General features: G+C 48.4%; 12 protein-coding genes and 1 pseudogene. 7 read left to right on the top strand and 6 right to left on the bottom strand.

Annotation, left to right across the window (positions count from 1 at the left end; genetic code table 11):
- Nucleotides 1–38: 38 nt before the first annotated feature.
- Complete coding sequence (locus tag C6W44_RS00945) at nt 39–368, bottom strand: TraR/DksA family transcriptional regulator (RefSeq protein WP_075100661.1); 330 nt, start codon at nt 366–368, stop codon at nt 39–41.
- 458 nt (nt 369–826) lie between these two features.
- Between C6W44_RS00945 and C6W44_RS00940 the strand changes: the two genes are divergently transcribed.
- From C6W44_RS00940 to ruvB, 5 genes are all read left to right on the top strand, one after another.
- Entirely contained in the window at nt 827–2029 is a 1203-nt protein-coding gene (locus tag C6W44_RS00940) for a phosphoglycerate kinase (RefSeq protein WP_105243857.1), read from the top strand.
- A 264-nt stretch (nt 2030–2293) separates the two neighbouring features.
- Entirely contained in the window at nt 2294–2680 is a 387-nt protein-coding gene (locus C6W44_RS00935; protein ID WP_105243856.1) for a hypothetical protein, read from the top strand.
- Between the two features lie 501 nt (nt 2681–3181).
- Nucleotides 3182–4225, top strand: a complete 1044-nt coding sequence (gene fba, locus C6W44_RS00930; protein ID WP_105246351.1) for a class II fructose-bisphosphate aldolase — start codon at nt 3182–3184, stop codon at nt 4223–4225.
- A 192-nt stretch (nt 4226–4417) separates the two neighbouring features.
- Complete coding sequence (gene ruvA, locus C6W44_RS00925; protein ID WP_075100770.1) at nt 4418–5038, top strand: Holliday junction branch migration protein RuvA; 621 nt, start codon at nt 4418–4420, stop codon at nt 5036–5038.
- Nucleotides 5039–5216: 178 nt separating this feature from the next.
- Entirely contained in the window at nt 5217–6197 is a 981-nt protein-coding gene (gene ruvB, locus C6W44_RS00920) for a Holliday junction branch migration DNA helicase RuvB (RefSeq protein WP_105246349.1), read from the top strand.
- 130 nt (nt 6198–6327) lie between these two features.
- On the opposite strand, the pseudogene C6W44_RS00915 reads toward ruvB, so the two are convergent.
- The 5 genes and pseudogenes from C6W44_RS00915 to C6W44_RS00895 form a co-directional block, all read right to left on the bottom strand.
- Nucleotides 6328–6933, bottom strand: a pseudogene (locus tag C6W44_RS00915) (FAD-binding oxidoreductase); the annotation flags it as partial.
- Between the two features lie 280 nt (nt 6934–7213).
- Nucleotides 7214–8866 (bottom strand): ABC1 kinase family protein, encoded by a 1653-nt coding sequence (locus C6W44_RS00910; RefSeq protein WP_105243855.1) that lies wholly within the window; start codon nt 8864–8866, stop codon nt 7214–7216.
- Nucleotides 8867–8949: 83 nt separating this feature from the next.
- Nucleotides 8950–9654 carry an SCP2 domain-containing protein gene (locus tag C6W44_RS00905; protein ID WP_100749894.1) on the bottom strand — a complete coding sequence of 235 codons (705 nt, stop codon included), beginning with the start codon at nt 9652–9654 and terminating at the stop codon, nt 8950–8952.
- A gap of 185 nt (nt 9655–9839) precedes the next feature.
- Entirely contained in the window at nt 9840–10928 is a 1089-nt protein-coding gene (gene ubiE, locus C6W44_RS00900; RefSeq protein ID WP_227526455.1) for a bifunctional demethylmenaquinone methyltransferase/2-methoxy-6-polyprenyl-1,4-benzoquinol methylase UbiE, read from the bottom strand.
- Nucleotides 10929–11002: 74 nt separating this feature from the next.
- Complete coding sequence (locus C6W44_RS00895; RefSeq protein ID WP_105243854.1) at nt 11003–11719, bottom strand: FFLEELY motif protein; 717 nt, start codon at nt 11717–11719, stop codon at nt 11003–11005.
- Nucleotides 11720–12235: 516 nt separating this feature from the next.
- On the opposite strand from C6W44_RS00895, the gene C6W44_RS00890 reads away from it, so the two are divergent.
- Together C6W44_RS00890 and C6W44_RS00885 are read left to right on the top strand one after the other, a co-directional pair.
- Nucleotides 12236–13891 (top strand): ATPase, encoded by a 1656-nt coding sequence (locus C6W44_RS00890; protein WP_105243853.1) that lies wholly within the window; start codon nt 12236–12238, stop codon nt 13889–13891.
- Between the two features lie 418 nt (nt 13892–14309).
- A complete protein-coding gene (locus C6W44_RS00885; RefSeq protein WP_105243852.1) occupies nt 14310–15917 on the top strand; it encodes an inorganic phosphate transporter in 1608 nt (535 codons plus the stop codon).
- Nucleotides 15918–16130 lie beyond the last annotated feature (213 nt).

The raw sequence follows: 16130 nt of genomic DNA, 5'->3' as shown, positions 1-16130 counted from the left end.
GACGAAATAAGTCACAAGGATAAGTCAAAAGCCATTCGCTATTTGGCGTGTTGCATACATAACGTAGCATAGGGCAGGGCTTCTAGGCGCTGCTCTTCGATTGGCTCGCCGCATACTTCGCACTCTCCATAACTGCCGTTTTCGATACGGCTTAGCGCGTTTTCTACATAAATTAGACTTTGACGCGCCTCAGCCATGAGGTTTTTTCGCATGTCGTTTTGACGGTAGGAGATGGCTTGGTCTTCCCAGTGCTCATTGAGGTCGTCCTGTGGGTTTTGGATATGTTCTTCGATTTTGTCGATGCGAGTTTCGTACTCTTCTTTGAGTTTTAATAGGTTTTGTTTTGCTGTTTTTAGATCGATACTCATGGTTTTCTCCTAGTAGGTTGTTGTTATTATTCACTAAACAGTTAGGCTAGCGCCTGTGTTTGGCAGAGCCTGCGTTTATTCTGGTCTAGCCTAAGGTCATCATAGTGTAGATTTATCATAAACAGCGCAATTCATGAGTGCCACCACGAAATGTTACTGGTTTTATAAAATACTGATTTTTATCATCAGTTTGTCGAGCCGGTTTTGTGTGATTGTCTGCTGAGTAATATTTAATCCACGCTTTGATAGGAGAGCGTGGTAGAAAACTGCTAGAATACACCGCCACAAATTCTTACTAGAGTGTTTTTGATCGGCCTGAGCGCTACCACTTAGGCGGCATAGTGCGGCATCGTATCGATGGTGTCAGTTTTATTTAGGATTGACCCTAAATATGTGGTATTAGGACTTATCGAGCAGTCCACTGTAGATTAACAATAGATGATGTAGAGGAGCAGTTAATGAATTTTTTGCGTATGAGTGAGCTGAGCTTAACGGACAAGGTTGTATTGATTCGAGAAGACTTAAATGTGCCAATCAAAGATGGCAAAGTCAGCAGTGATGCGCGCCTACAAGCAAGCTTACCTACCATTAAGATGGCGCTAGAAAAAGGCGGGGCTGCGATTGTCTGCTCACATCTTGGGCGGCCAACCGAAGGCAGCCCTGAAGCCATTTATTCATTGGCACCGGTCGCTGATTATCTTAGCGACAAACTGGCTGCGCCTGTGCGGTTAGATACTGACTATCTGACTCAAGGCGTGTCTATCAAAGCAGGTGAAGTAGTGCTACTAGAAAACGTCCGTTTTAACAAAGGCGAGAAGAAAAACGAAGCTGCTTTGGCAAAAAAATACGCAGATTTGTGCGATGTGTTTGTGATGGATGCCTTTGGTACCGCGCATCGCGCGCAGGCATCGACAGAGGGCGTCACTCAAGCCATGCACCAAGCAGGCAAAAAGGTCTGTGCAGGGCCGTTGTTGGCCGCAGAGCTTGATGCGCTAAGTTTGGCGTTAGAGACACCAGCTCAGCCGATGCTGGCTATCGTGGGTGGCTCAAAGGTATCGACCAAGCTTGAAGTGCTGCATAGCTTAGCTGAGGTATGTAGCCAAATCATCGTTGGTGGCGGTATTGCCAATACATTTTTGGCGGCGCAAGGTCATAGCGTTGGTGCATCATTGTATGAAGCGGATTTGATCGATAGCGCTCGCGATATTATGAGCAAAACTGAGATTTTATTGCCTGATTTTGTGGTGGTGGCCGATAAAGACGATATCGACTTTGCCGACTTTACTGGCTCATTACAACAAGCCACTGCGACCATTAAGTCGGTCGATGCTATCGGCGACAACGACATGATATTGGACATCGCGCCAAAAAGCGCTGAGCGCTTGGCTGAGGCTATCATCAATGCCAAGACCATTTTATGGAATGGTCCAGTTGGAGTTTTTGAAGTGGATGCTTTTGGGCAGGGTACGCAAATATTGGCCGCAGCGGTCAAAGATAGTGCTGGGTTTTCTATCGCAGGCGGCGGTGATACGCTAGCTGCCATTGATAAATATCAAGTGGCGGACGGCGTCAGTTATATGTCTACAGGTGGCGGCGCTTTCTTAGAGTTCGTCGAAGGTAAGGTGCTGCCTGCAGTTGCTGCTCTGCAAATAGACGCGTAAACCTTTAACGTTTAACGTTACTTAGTACGTTAGTAACACTAGATGTACAGCCATGATGAATCATCTAAGGTAGGCTGTGGAAATAAGAGGACGGCCATCAATATAGTACTCTGTATGACAGACTTCGGCATTGATGGCCGCCGATTATTATTAAGTCGTATTTATTTGTTTATACACTGAAAATTATTATTGCATGTCTTATTTGCACTCTATAAAATAGCGCAACCATGTATTTTGACATGCTTTATTTACGAGAGGTTTATTATGTTAAAACGTCATTTGTTACTTGCTAGCGTACTTGCTGGTACTTTTGCTATCACTGCGTGTAGCCAACAAACAGAAGAAAATACTGAAGCTGCTGTTGAGTCTGCCGGTGATGATGTTGCGGCCAACACTGAAGCCGCCGCTGTAGAGACAGAAGAAGCTGCTGCTGAAGCAGAAGTTGCTGCCCAAAATGCTGGTGCTGAAGTCGCCGAAAGCGCTGAAACTGCTGGCGCGGTTGCGACAGACGCTCTAGAAAACACAGGTGATGCAATCGCTGATGGTACCAACAAAGCAGTAGCAAACACTGCCGAGGCGGTAGCTGATGGCGCAAATGCAGTGGCTGACGGCGCAAATGATGTCGCAGTTGATGCTGAGCAGCAGTACTAATAGGTTCAATAATCAGTAGCTTGTCAAAACTAGTCGCTTAGTAAATAAGCATTGTTTGACCGATTCAAACCTTTTTATCACTGTTTGACTACTGATAGATTGATATACAGCTCGCTAAATAAGCAGTTTTTTATGACTGCTCTATAATGGTTGTCTCATAAAACAGCTGCTTTATAAGCCCTCAAAATACTAAAAAAGCCTTGGCGATTGCCAAGGCTTTTTGTATGGTGATGGCGAAACACTACAAGCATTTCTTTATAGTCCATCCGTCACAAAATAAATAGTCAGGCAACCGCTACGAAGACAAGGCAATTTTTGCTATAATCAGCGCACGATAATGAGCGTCTATTATTGCCAGCTGCCAATGGTTTTGCCAGACGGGCAGTTTTGACATCATTGAGTGTACAGCTTTGGGCGAGTCATATAGGCAGCGCTATGTTGCTGCTATCATTTCAAAAGCTATTTTACATACTATCCAAAATTTTAATCAGAGAGCGTTTTATGGCCTTAATATCCTTACGTCAACTTCTAGATCACGCCGCCGAGCATAATTACGGGGTGCCTGCTTTTAATGTCAATAACTTAGAGCAGATGCGTGCAATCATGATGGCGGCCGACGCCTGCGACTCACCGGTCATCGTCCAAGCCAGTGCTGGCGCTCGCAAATATGCAGGCTCGGCGTTTTTACGTCATCTGATTATCGCTGCTATAGAAGAATGGCCACACATTCCTGTGGTGATGCACCAAGACCATGGTATGTCGCCCGCCATTTGCCAACGCTCTATTCAGCTTGGTTTTTCATCGGTGATGATGGACGGCTCACTGGGTGAGGACGGCAAAACCCCAATGGATTACGATTATAACGCTAGCGTCACACGCGAAGTGGTCAAGATGGCGCATGCGTGCGGCGTTTCTGTCGAAGGTGAGATTGGCTGTTTGGGTAGCCTTGAGACTGGCATGGCGGGTGAAGAAGATGGCTCAGGAGCAGAGGGCGTGTTGGACCATGAGCAGCTATTGACCAGTGCGGACGAAGCCGAGCAGTTTGTCAAAGATACCAATGTCGATGCACTTGCCATTGCGATTGGTACCAGTCACGGTGCTTATAAGTTCACACGTCCACCGACAGGCGATATCCTATCTATCGAGCGCGTCAAAGAGATTCATGCCCGTATTCCAAACACGCATTTGGTCATGCATGGCTCGTCTTCTGTGCCGCAAGAGTGGCTCAAAGTCATCAATGAAAATGGCGGTGATATCGGTGAGACATACGGCGTGCCCGTTGAGCAAATCGTCGAGGCCATCAAACATGGTGTGCGTAAAGTAAACATCGATACTGATTTGCGGTTGGCTTCCACAGGCGCTATCCGCCAGTTTTTGGTAGAAAACCCAAGTGAGTTTGATCCACGTAAATATTTCAAAGCCTCTATGGTCGCGATGTCTGACATCTGTACCAACCGCTTTGAGGCTTTTGGTTCTGCTGGTCAAGCGCATAAGATTCGCCCAATCAGTCTTGAAGGTATGGTTGATTTTTATAACCAAGCCTGACAAGTAGGGCTGAGCTTATCAAAGAAGGCGTTTGTCATATCGATATGCAAACGCCTTTTTTCTCTAAATGGCTGGGTGTAAGCGCAAGAGATTTATGTGTACGTTTTTACATAGGCGTTTTTAAACCAAAATATTGAGTAGTAAGCGTAGAGTATGGCGCAGTTTATTTTTTATAATGATAGGTAATGGATGATGATTGGACTGATTACAGGGCAGGTCGCGTACCTGATGGCACCAACGGCATGTATTTTGACCGCATCTGGCGTGGGGTATGATATCGAGCTACCATTGCCGTCATTTTGTCAGTTACAGCTCGATCAGCAGGCTCGCATCTGGACGCATTTGCATGTGCGCGAAGACGCGCAGCTGCTTTATGGGTTTATCGATCGCAAAGAGCGTGAAGTGTTTCGTCAGCTTATCAAAATCAATGGCGTGGGGGCAAAAATGGCGTTAGCGATGCTGTCTGCTATGTCGGCCGCTGAGCTTAAGATGCATGTCGAGCAAGAGTCAGAGAGTGCATTGACACGTATCCCAGGGATTGGCAAAAAAACCGCGCAGCGTTTATTAATCGAGCTTAAAGACAAGCTAAAGAATATCGAAGTCGACAATGATTTGTTAGAGCTACCAACGCAGGTAACCACAGCCTCTCACGAAGGCAGCATCATCGCTGAGGTCGAGGGCGCACTTATCAGCCTAGGCTACAAAGAAAAAGAAGCGCAGCAAGCGATTAAAGCGGCTAAGCGTAGTGGAGATACATTTGCTGATACGCAAAGTTTACTAAAAGCGACTTTGCAGCAGTTGTCAGGCTTTTAAGGCAGTTTTTATTATTAATTAGGGTGTGCCGAATGCGCTTTACAGCGAACTGACATAGGCGACCTGAGATAAGCGACATCGATTGTCGCTTATTTTCGTTGACGTCTGTGCTTTCGTGCGCCGGTGCTTTATGATGTTTTGTATGATTTCACTTTTTTAATATAATGATAAAACTATGATGCAAGATCGTTTAATTAATCCGCTAGAGGGCGCCAGTGATGCGCCTGATGCCAATATTCGCCCAGCACTACTGGCAGAGTATATTGGCCAGCCTGTCGTGCGTGAGCAGATGGAAGTATTTATCGGGGCGGCGCGCGGCCGTGATGAAGCGTTGGATCATACGCTTATCTTTGGGCCACCAGGGCTAGGTAAGACGACTCTGGCCAATATCATCGCGCGCGAGATGGGTGGTAACCTGCGTTCAACCTCGGGGCCTGTCCTTGAGCGACCTGGTGATTTGGCTGCTATGTTGACCAACTTAGAGGAAGGTGATGTGCTGTTTATCGATGAGATTCATCGGTTAAGCTCCGTCATCGAAGAGATACTCTATCCTGCGATGGAAGATTTTCAGCTGGATATTATGATTGGTGAAGGGCCAGCGGCGCGGTCTATCAAGCTGGACTTGCCGCCATTTACGCTGGTAGCAGCGACCACGCGTGCAGGGCTTTTGACTTCACCACTGCGAGATCGTTTTGGTATCGTTCAGCGGTTAGAGTTTTATAATATCGCAGATCTGACTACCATTGTGACACGCGCGGCGCGCTTGATGCGCGTGCCGATGAGTGAAGACGGTGCGGTCGAGATTGCGCGCCGTGCACGCGGCACCCCAAGGATTGCCAACCGTTTGTTGCGCCGTGTACGTGATTATGCCGAGGTCAAAGGCGATGGCCGTATCAATGGCGTGATAGCAGGCAGTGCGCTGGATATGCTGGCGGTCGATAGGCGCGGTCTTGACCATTTAGACAGGCGCTATATCGAGATATTGCAAGAGCGCTTTGATGGAGGGCCGGCTGGGGTTGAGGCGGTAGCGGCGGCGATGGCAGAGGATCGCGGCACGCTTGAGGATGTCATCGAGCCGTATTTAATTCAGCAAGGTTACGTATTACGTACGGCTCGTGGCCGCGTATTGACGCAGATGGCCATTGACCAGATGTTATAGGCTATGTCATGTGAGATGATATAAAACTGGCCAAAACACCTTTATACAAAAAGCGCCGCCTTTTGGTTGATTAAAAGGCGGCGCTTCTTCGTTTAAATCAGAGACGTCGCTATTAAGCCGCTCAATGAAAAGCGGCCGACTTTTTGGCGCGTGTGCCTGTACGTACGATCTCCCCGTTGGCGGTCACGACTTCTAGAACGAGCACCACATCTTTCATGGTGCCGTAGCGCACAGCGTTGGTGCCAGAGGCGCGAGTGGCCACCATGCCACCGATACTGGCATTAGCGCCTGGATCTATCGGAAAAAATAACCCCGTATCGCGCAGGTAATGATTGAGCTGCTCGCGTGTGACGCCAGGCTGTACGGTCACGGTCAGATCTTCATTATTGACTTGTAAGATTGTATCCATCGCATGCATATCGATACATAGCCCGCCAAAAGGCGCGTTTAGCTGTCCTTCTAAGGATGAGCCTATACCAAAAGCAATCACTGGCATCTGATACTGGTTGCAAATCTCGACAGCCGCGGCGACCTCATGTTTATCCTGCACGGTCAGCACCGCATCGGGTGGCTGGTTGGCAAGCCATGTCATGGTATGACCATGTTGCTCGCGTACCGCTTTATTGACACTCAGCTGTTTGCCAAAGCGTATCTGTAGCGCAGCTATGGCCGCACTGTGATCGGGCGTAGTGCTATCGTGCGGCTCGGATGCAGGTAAGGCGGATAGGGCAGACATGGATGACTCCTACACATATATAATTTGTTAGACAGCATGTGTTTTTATTTTTTTGGACGTAGACTAGGGCGTGTCCTCAAGTCAATCGATAGCTATCCAAATGGGCTAAAAATGGCTAAATCTGGCCAAACGTGTTCAAATAGCTGACGAATATCTCGATATTATCCGCGCTATTTTCCTTGTTTGGCGGCAATTTATCTCATTTTTATCGCCATTTTTAAAATGAGGACACGCCCTAAAACAATATACGCCAATGGCATAACGAGCGCTAAAAGAGCAATTAGGCCAGTACTCGCCAAACAACCACGACGATGGCCAATAGATAAAAGACAGGCGCAAACCAGCCGACTTGCGTGGCAATCGCAATAAAGATAGCAAAGCCTGAGAGTGCCAGCCAGTCGCGGCGACGGTCATTGAGCATATCCGCTCGGATTTGCTGTATTTCTCTGAGCTGACTGTCTTGTCGCGACCCTTGAGAGGCAAGGCTCTGTAAGCCTTGATCGAGTAGTTTTGGGATATCCGTGGTCGATAATAACAGCTCTGGCAACTGTTGGCGCAGCTGTTGTAAGTTGCGTACAGGGTCGAGCTGCTCTTTGATCCAGCCGCTAAGGATGGGCTTGGCAAGCGACCAAATATCAAGCTCAGGATATAGGTCGCGCCCCAGTCCCTCGACATGTACCAAGGTTTTGAGCAGTAGCATTAACTGTGGCGGAATACTCATATGATGACGACGGGCGATATCCAAAATCTGCATCAATACTCCAGCAAAATCGATGTCGTTAATGGATTTTTGTAGCATCGGACCGACGGTGCGTTTCATGTCACGCATGAGCGCATGCTTGTCGGCGTTAGGTGGTATCCAGCCTGCACGGCTGACAATATCTACCACGGCCGTGAAGTTATTATTCATCACCGCCAGCAGCATCCGCGCCACCACCAGCTGATCGTCTCTTGATAGCGTACCCATGATGGCACAATCGAGGCCGATATAGCGCGGCTCATGGCCAAGCTTTGCCGTATCATCGTATAAATCTTTGACAGGTGGCGTCTCAACGAAGACATTACCCGGATGCATATCAGCATGAAAAAAGTTATCGCGAAATACTTGGGTAAAAAATATCGTTAAGCCTTTTTCTGCCAGTGTTGCACGGTCATAACCCAGCTTATCAAATACCTCAACCTGCGAGATAGGAACGCCTTGGATGCGCTCCATGACCATGACGTTTTTGGCGGCATCATAAACTTCAGGCACATACATGAGTGCCGAGCCTAAGAAGTTATTGCGCATCTGCGTGGTATTGTCCGCCTCCAAGGTCAGGTCCAGCTCATTGAGCATCACTTGGCGGTAGTCTTCGACGATATCGATGATATGTACCGCGCGCGCCGCTTCGATACGCGCCGATGCCCAGCCGGCCAGCTCGCGCAGTAGCTCAAAGTCAGAGATGATGGTGGCGCGAATATCAGGCCGCACCACCTTTACCACCACTTCACGACCATCATGCAAGGCCGCGGTGTGTACTTGGGCGATAGATGCCGCCGCTAGTGGCTTGACATCAAAGCGGGCAAACAATGTGTTGATTGGTTGACCGAGGCCGTGTGTTGGGTGCTGAATCTGAGCAATGGCAACGTCAGCGTCGAAGGGTTTGACTTTGTCTTGTAGCTGCACCAACTGCTCGATGATCTCAGGTGGCACCAGATCACGGCGCGTAGAGAGCAGCTGGCCAAGTTTTAAAAACAGCGTGCCCATGTCTTCTAGGGCGTACTTGATGGCGTTGGGCTGATGTTTTTTGCCCCACGCGGCAGGGTGCAGACGAATCAAGCGCGCGATAGGCTGTAGCTGCGGCATCTCTTCTAAAGACAGGTGCGTATCGATACGATAAGTGGCGGCGATACGCCAAAGCTCAAATAAACGGGCGCGGTGAGATAGTAGCATGAGAAATAAGCACTCTAAAAAATTCAAAAATAGGGTAGCGCGGTGCTTAGGGTTTGTTAAATATTCAACACGCCCCAGACCAGTTACTGATGAAACGAGTTGTTAAGAAAACGTGATTGCTCTTCTTTGATGGCTGCAAGTCTCGCTTCTTCGCGCGCCACATCAGCACGTAGCTTGAGGAGCTGCTGCCTGAGGTCATTGACCTCTGCCACCTCAGCGGGGTCAGGTGCAGCATTGCCTGCCACATCATTGGCCCAATCGCTGACGTCATCAAATGCGCGTTTGGCACTATGTCGCCAGCTGCTTTTTAGCTGAGAGATGAGCAGGTGTAATTGGCTGGCCATGGGCTTGCCGATGAAAGGCTCCAGCTGTCCTGCCACGTCAGGGTCAAACCCTGCGACCAGCTGTTTTAGCTGCATGAGTACCTTATAGTCGCCTGCGATAGGCAGGTTGCCTTCGGTGCCGCGCATCAGGTTGAGCAGTTGGGCAGGATTGTCGACTGTGATGGTGCAATCTGGTCGGCTGTGACCGATACGCGCGCGCTGCCTACTGGCTTTTTGCCGCTCATCCATAGTGCCGCTTGGCTCAAACACACTGTCCGTGGTCACAGGCTCAAAGCGCAAACGCTCATGGCTAAACAGCACGTCTAGATGAATCTCAGGCACAGCCATCTCCAGCCGCAATACTTTACCAGCAAGCGGGGCCAATCCTGCTTTGGTAATGTCATCGCTAGCGATAGCAAGGTTAATCAGCTTTTCGGCACCAGCCAAAAGTAAAACAGTCAGCATAAGGCTCTCGCGTGTTTGGTGAAGCGCCTAACAACAGCGCTAAGTTTATAATAATCAACGACTACAGAGTGTGGCGGCTCAATAGTCACCATCGTTATCCCATCATGCAGTACAAAAGACGCAGCATTAAGCACTACTTACTAAACGCTAAATGCTAAGTGCTAAATACTAAATACTAAGCAATATTACGCCTTAAAACCGCGATGCACCGCGACGATACCGGCGGTGAGATTGTGATAATCACAGTTTTCAAAGCCAGCTTGTTGCATCATTTGCTTTAGCGTTTGCTGATCAGGATGCATACGAATCGACTCTGCCAAGTACTGGTAACTTTCAGAATCATTGGCAATCAGCTTGCCCATCATCGGTAGCGCTGTAAATGAATACAGATCATAGGCTTTAGACAGTGGCTCAAAGACGGGCTTTGAGAACTCCAAAATCAACAAGCGACCACCTGGCTTTAGTACGCGGTACATGGCTCGCAGCGCTGCGTCTTTGTCTGTGACGTTGCGTAGACCAAAGCTGATGGTCACCAAATCAAAGCTTTCATCATCAAACGGTGCCAGTGTTTCGGCATTGGCCAATACAAAGTCTACGTTGTTGCAGCCTGCATTGATCAGGCGCTCACGGCCGACCTCTAGCATGGCCGCGTTGATGTCTGATAGTACCACATGGCCGTGGCGACCCACTTCACGGCTAAACACTTTGGCCAAGTCGCCGGTGCCGCCAGCGATATCGAGTACCTGCTGACCGGCACGCACGCCTGATAAGCTAATCGCGTAACGCTTCCATAGACGATGGATACCAAATGACATAAGGTCGTTCATGATGTCATATTTTTTGGCAACAGAAGTAAAGACATCAGCCACACGTGCTTGTTTTTCTGCTTTATTGACTGTCTTATAGCCAAAGTGTGTCTGCTCATTACCATCGGTTTCAGGCGTGTGCGGGTTGTTGATGTCATCGCGCTGATTAAATAGCGTCTGCTTGGTAGTTTGTGTTTGCGCAGCGCTAGGGTCGGCACTGTCATTGATCGTATTAGGCATAGTGGTTTGTTGACCTTGTGGGGTTCCGGTGGGTAAGTCTTGAACTTGGGTAAAATCATGGTGCTGGCTGCGCTGAGCGTCTGTCTGCCGCGCTTGTGCTTGCGCTGTGATGTCTTGATTATGACGGATGCTTTCTTTGACAAGCTTGTCTTTGACGAGACTGTCTTGCAGCTCGGCCTGCTTGGATGGCTCGTGGGTGTTAGCGGCGCGGTTGGTGTTGTCTGTCATCATTGTGTCCTATTCGTTATTGTTATGACTTTCTTGGTAGGGCGTGTTGGTATTAGCCAATCTACACTATCAGTCTATGATACACCAAACCGCATTGGCTTATCGTCATTATCCGCGACATGCACCTGCTCGATAATCAAAAGCTCCTGCTGGCAAAATGGCTCGATAAAATGACTGACGCTTTTGAGTGGTTTCATGGCCTGAAAGCCTGTGTCAATGAAATCATACAGTGGCTGAAAATTATAGCGATAGGCGGTGCCTTTGGCTAAGGCAAAGGCTTTTTTGAGCATAAATGAGTTTAAATGTTTGTCTGTGCGATAACAGACGTCTTTGAGGTTGGCGATTTGGACGCGGCGTGCTTCTGCTTCATCGACAGCACGATAGGCGGCCAGCATATTGTCTTCGGTCACTGGCAACTCTTGGGTCAGTAACCACTGCGCCAAATGCAAATCCAGCTCAATCGCCAAAATCGCCGCTTGAATGCCCATACTACCAGCCTCTAGCGCCGACTCTTTTGCCAAGCGCTCAAGCTTTTGCGCTTTGGGTAAAATGCGCTCCAACTGTTTGGCCAGTAGCTTAAACTCATCGCCGCCATCATATAGCTGGGTCAAAAAATACTCAGCCATCAGTTGGTTTTTGGGCTGAGAAAACAGCTCATGGTGCGTGTGTTTGATGCGCGTTTGTTGCCATGACTGTACGTCTTTTAGTTTATTGTTTAGGGCATCGTCTTGATGGTAGGGCAGCGCCCAAAAGCGGTTCAAGTGTTGTTGTAAGTTGGCTAAAGCGGTCATGGCAATCAATCCTATAAAATCAATAATATTATCAAAGTGCTGATAAATGGCGTGGTGTTACCTGTCTGTCAGTGACATATTTTAATGGTTTTGTGCGCAAAATAATTTTTAAAACGCTATAAATATTTTAAAAACCGTATGAAAATACCGCCATTATAAAGACAAGGTCAACAAGCAGTACGGTCAATTCGCTATAAAATCGATACGCTCATATCAACGTGCAACTTTTTATAAAGCGGCTTTATAGCTATGTATCTGATTTATTTAGACGCAGCTATATCTTACGTATCTCTAAATGACAGCCTGTAGCAAACGGACGTATCGTAAAAAGTGTTCACCTTAAAAGAAAATAAAACAGAATACAAATGCCAAACTGTTACCCAAATGGTTACATAGCAACGTTATTTAGTCTATTGGCTGAGTGCTAGTATAAAAATGGCTCAAAATTTTGCAAGATTGATGCAATGAATCAGCATTAGATGAGCTTATGAAAAACCAACTAGGACGGAGGATGCGATGTCAAAAAATAACCATGCCGCAGAGCAGAGTGCACCAGATGGACGCACGCCAGCTGATAAAAAAATCATCAGCCAGCGTCTCAAACCCAATCCGCTCAGCCAGTTTTCTATGGACAAAGATGCCCTGCGACTGGCATTGGTCACGGCGCAATACGCCCTGCGAGCAACGCGGCAACAAAGCCCGCCTACCCATGACAAAGCCACAGGACTGCTGGTACTGGTCAACGGGATGGAGCAAGCTGGTAAAGGCACAGCAGTCAAGCAGTTAAGAGGCTGGGTAGATCCGCGGCTACTAAAAGTCGAGGCGACCGTTGGCGACTGCCCACTGGACTATCAGCCGATTTGGCAAACGCATACCAACGTGTTGCCACGTCACGGTGACGTGATGGTGTATTTTGGGAATTGGTATGCTGACCTGCTGTATGACGTCATGCGTATGACTTGCGTAAAAGACACTACCGAAACAGCCGCTGGGACAAAGAGTCAAAACAAACAAGACGATGTGCCGTCATCTTTGATGTCTCGTATGACGACCAAGTGGCAAGACTACCTACAGCAGCAACTGGCGAAACTAACTGCCTTTGAGCAGGATTTGGCGGCCAACCAAACGCGACTGCTTAAGTGCTGGTTTCATGTCGATGTCGATACGTTGCAAAAACGCCTGACGGACAAAACAGAAGACCCACAGTTTTTGTATCAAATGGACTGGCACGACAGACAAGTAGTCGATACCTTCAATGAGGTGGCCACCGCGCTGCTTAGACAACAACCAGACTGGGTCATCATCGATGGGGAGGACAAGTCTGCTGCCGCCGATCATTTTTGTCATGAGGTGCTGCACGCCATGCAAGAAGCGCTGGCAAGTAGCAAGACGAAGGATGACACTAAGGATGACACTAAGGCAAAGTCTCATCCCAGCCCCTTCGTGCCAGTCGCCATTCCCAATCAGCTACAAGATATCCCTAGCACAAAAATAGACAAGTCTGACTATAAAGAGGCGCTGGCGGCCAAGCAAGCGCGTTTGGCTGCGCTACTGCGTGCGCGCAACGGTCGGCATGTCGTCTTTGCTTTTGAAGGCATGGATGCCGCTGGCAAGGGCGGGGCGATCAAAAGGCTGGTGGCGCCGCTCGATCCGCGCGAGTATCAGATTTATAATATCGGGGCACCGATGCTTCATGAGCTGCAGCATCCTTATTTGTGGCGCTTTTGGCATAAACTGCCCAACGAGCACACTGACCGCATCAGCCGTATTGCTATCTTTGATCGGACTTGGTACGGGCGAGTGTTGGTTGAGCGTATCGAAGGCTTTGCTGACGCGGCGGCATGGCAGCGTGCCTATGACGAAATCAACCGTTTTGAGGCCGACCTAGCTGATGCGGGCACGCTGGTGATAAAATACTGGCTGGCCATCGACAAAAAAGAGCAGCTACAGCGCTTTGAGGCACGCCAGCAGACACCGCACAAGCAGTATAAGCTGACGGAGGATGATTGGCGCAATCGCGATAAGTGGGAGGGGTATGTACAGGCGGCTGCTGATATGCTGGCACGGACAGACACAGACAAGGCACCATGGTGCATTATTGCCACCAACGAAAAGCGCCAAGCGCGCTTGCAAGTCTTGGATCATGCCATCGAACAACTATCGTCACTATAGGCGTATGGCGTAAATAAGCGTATAATGGTGCAGGTAAACACGGTATCATCTGCCCTAACCATGAGCAGTTACAAATCTTGTAATATCATCATGCATTATGTGCTTATATTGAATATAATAGGCGCGTAACGTTTCTTGCTACACCCAACAAAACGTAGCAAATAGAGTCTTGTGACCTTGTATTGGTGCCTTTGGTAATACACCGACCATCACAGCTCTGACAACGCTTATCATAATTAGCAGTTATCAAGTGCTAACATTATCATCACAAAAAATCTAAGCCGCAAGATGCTGTAATCAGACGATTGAGCAATACCCCTTGCGGCTTTGTGACATGTTGCATTAAGGGTTTTACCTTTGGCACGCTTGTCTTTAATCGCATATAATTTCAATCAGCTTACGCAGGACGTATCAACGTATGGGTATTAGCAGCAGCTCTACAGGGCCCGTCAAATCAGTCGGCTCTATGAGAATAAATCTATTTTTTGCCATTTTACTGATTGCGATGACCGCCTACTTTTTATGGTGGGGTCTAGATTACACAATGCGTCAACAAACGACGCTATTTATTGTCGCCACCGCTTTTGGTGTCTTTATGGCATTTAATATCGGTGGTAATGATGTTGCCAACTCCTTTGGCACCTCGGTGGGTGCAGGGACGTTGACCATCCCGCAAGCACTCGGGGTTGCCGCGATATTTGAAGTATCCGGCGCAGTGCTGGCAGGCGGGGAAGTGACGGACACCATCCGCAAAGGCATCGTAGACTTAGATGGTCTGACCGTCACGCCCAACCAGTTCATTTACGTCATGCTCTCAGCTCTGGTTGCGGCCGCATTTTGGCTGTTGTTTGCCACGCGCAAAGGCCTGCCAGTATCGACCACGCACTCTATCATCGGCGGGGTGGTTGGTAGCTCTATCGTGTTGGGCTTTGATTTGGGTGGCAGCGCGACGGCACTCTCGACAGTCGATTGGGGCACGGTTGGCACCATTGCCATCTCATGGGTGCTATCGCCTCTATTGGGCGGTATCTTGGCCTATATATTGTACGGTCAAATCAAGAAAAACATCATCGAGTATAATGATAGAACCGAGGCTCATATTGGTGAATTAAAAGCCAGTAAAAAAGTCTTAAAACAAAACCATAAAGAGTATCTGGAGCGTCTGACCGAGTCGGAGCAGCTGGCTTATACCTCAGCGATGCTGCGCGACCAAGAAATCTACAAAGATGATGATTGTGTCGTCGAAGATTTAGAAACGGACTATTACAAAAAGCTGTATGAGATCGAAAATGAGCGTAGCAGTCTAGATACGCTAAAAGCACTCAAGCAATGGGTGCCGATGATTGCCGCGCTTGGCGGCGCGATTATGACGTCTTTGGTGGTGTTTAAAGGTCTTAAAAACGTCAATAATAGCCTGACGACGCTACAAGGTTTTTTGATCATGGGCATGATTGCCGCCTTGGTCTGGTTGGCCACCTTTATCTATACCAAAAGTATCCGCGGTAAGCATAAAGAGGATTTGACCAAAGCGACCTTTATTATGTTTAGCTGGATGCAAGTATTTACGGCGTCCGCTTTTGCCTTTAGTCATGGTTCAAACGACATTGCCAACGCCGTCGGCCCGTTTGCGGCCATTATGGATGTCATCCGTACCAATGAGATTGCCTCACAAGCGGCAGTGCCACCAGCGGTGATGTTGACGTTTGGGGTGGCGCTGATCGTCGGTCTTTGGTTTATTGGTAAAGAAGTCATTCAAACCGTCGGTACCAATTTGGCAAAAATGCATCCAGCTTCTGGCTTTTCGGCAGAGTTGGCCGCCGCTGCCGTCGTGATGGGTGCCTCGACCATGGGTCTGCCAGTATCGAGTACGCATACGTTGGTCGGTGCGGTATTGGGGATTGGTATTGTCAACAGAGACACCAATTGGGCGCTGATGAAGCCAATTGGTCTGGCGTGGGTTGTCACTTTACCAGCTGCCGCTACGATGTCTGCGATAAGCTATGTGGTTCTGATAAATATCTTTTAACCAACAAAAGCGGCAACCATCATGCAAAGATACGCATGCAGATAGGTGGCCAGTGTTGTGCACGAGCACACTCTCATAAAAAACGCTTATCAGCCTAATGCCGATAAGCGTTTTTTTATCATCTAACGCCGTAAAACCACATCCTTCTAGGGCGTGGATATCAGGCGTCAGTCATTGTCGCCCAGTATGGCGAACCCCTTGATAACCAAACCC

Origin of the sequence: Psychrobacter sp. Marseille-P5312, assembly GCF_900291405.1 — a bacterium.
Lineage (GTDB): Bacteria > Pseudomonadota > Gammaproteobacteria > Pseudomonadales > Moraxellaceae > Psychrobacter > Psychrobacter celer.
The sequence above is the reverse complement of the archived record's forward strand: the minus strand, read 5'-3'. Positions and strand labels throughout refer to the sequence as shown.

What these genes read in the sequence shown, in the direction of transcription:
- C6W44_RS00945 (WP_075100661.1), bottom strand. Translation starts at nt 368, where the DNA reads ATGAGTATCGATCTAAAAACAGCAAAACAAAACCTATTAAAACTCAAA.
- C6W44_RS00940 (WP_105243857.1), top strand. Translation starts at nt 827, where the DNA reads ATGAATTTTTTGCGTATGAGTGAGCTGAGCTTAACGGACAAGGTTGTA.
- C6W44_RS00935 (WP_105243856.1), top strand. Translation starts at nt 2,294, where the DNA reads ATGTTAAAACGTCATTTGTTACTTGCTAGCGTACTTGCTGGTACTTTT.
- fba (WP_105246351.1), top strand. Translation starts at nt 3,182, where the DNA reads ATGGCCTTAATATCCTTACGTCAACTTCTAGATCACGCCGCCGAGCAT.
- ruvA (WP_075100770.1), top strand. Translation starts at nt 4,418, where the DNA reads ATGATTGGACTGATTACAGGGCAGGTCGCGTACCTGATGGCACCAACG.
- ruvB (WP_105246349.1), top strand. Translation starts at nt 5,217, where the DNA reads ATGCAAGATCGTTTAATTAATCCGCTAGAGGGCGCCAGTGATGCGCCT.
- C6W44_RS00910 (WP_105243855.1), bottom strand. Translation starts at nt 8,866, where the DNA reads ATGCTACTATCTCACCGCGCCCGTTTATTTGAGCTTTGGCGTATCGCC.
- C6W44_RS00905 (WP_100749894.1), bottom strand. Translation starts at nt 9,654, where the DNA reads ATGCTGACTGTTTTACTTTTGGCTGGTGCCGAAAAGCTGATTAACCTT.
- ubiE (WP_227526455.1), bottom strand. Translation starts at nt 10,928, where the DNA reads ATGACAGACAACACCAACCGCGCCGCTAACACCCACGAGCCATCCAAG.
- C6W44_RS00895 (WP_105243854.1), bottom strand. Translation starts at nt 11,719, where the DNA reads ATGACCGCTTTAGCCAACTTACAACAACACTTGAACCGCTTTTGGGCG.
- C6W44_RS00890 (WP_105243853.1), top strand. Translation starts at nt 12,236, where the DNA reads ATGTCAAAAAATAACCATGCCGCAGAGCAGAGTGCACCAGATGGACGC.
- C6W44_RS00885 (WP_105243852.1), top strand. Translation starts at nt 14,310, where the DNA reads ATGGGTATTAGCAGCAGCTCTACAGGGCCCGTCAAATCAGTCGGCTCT.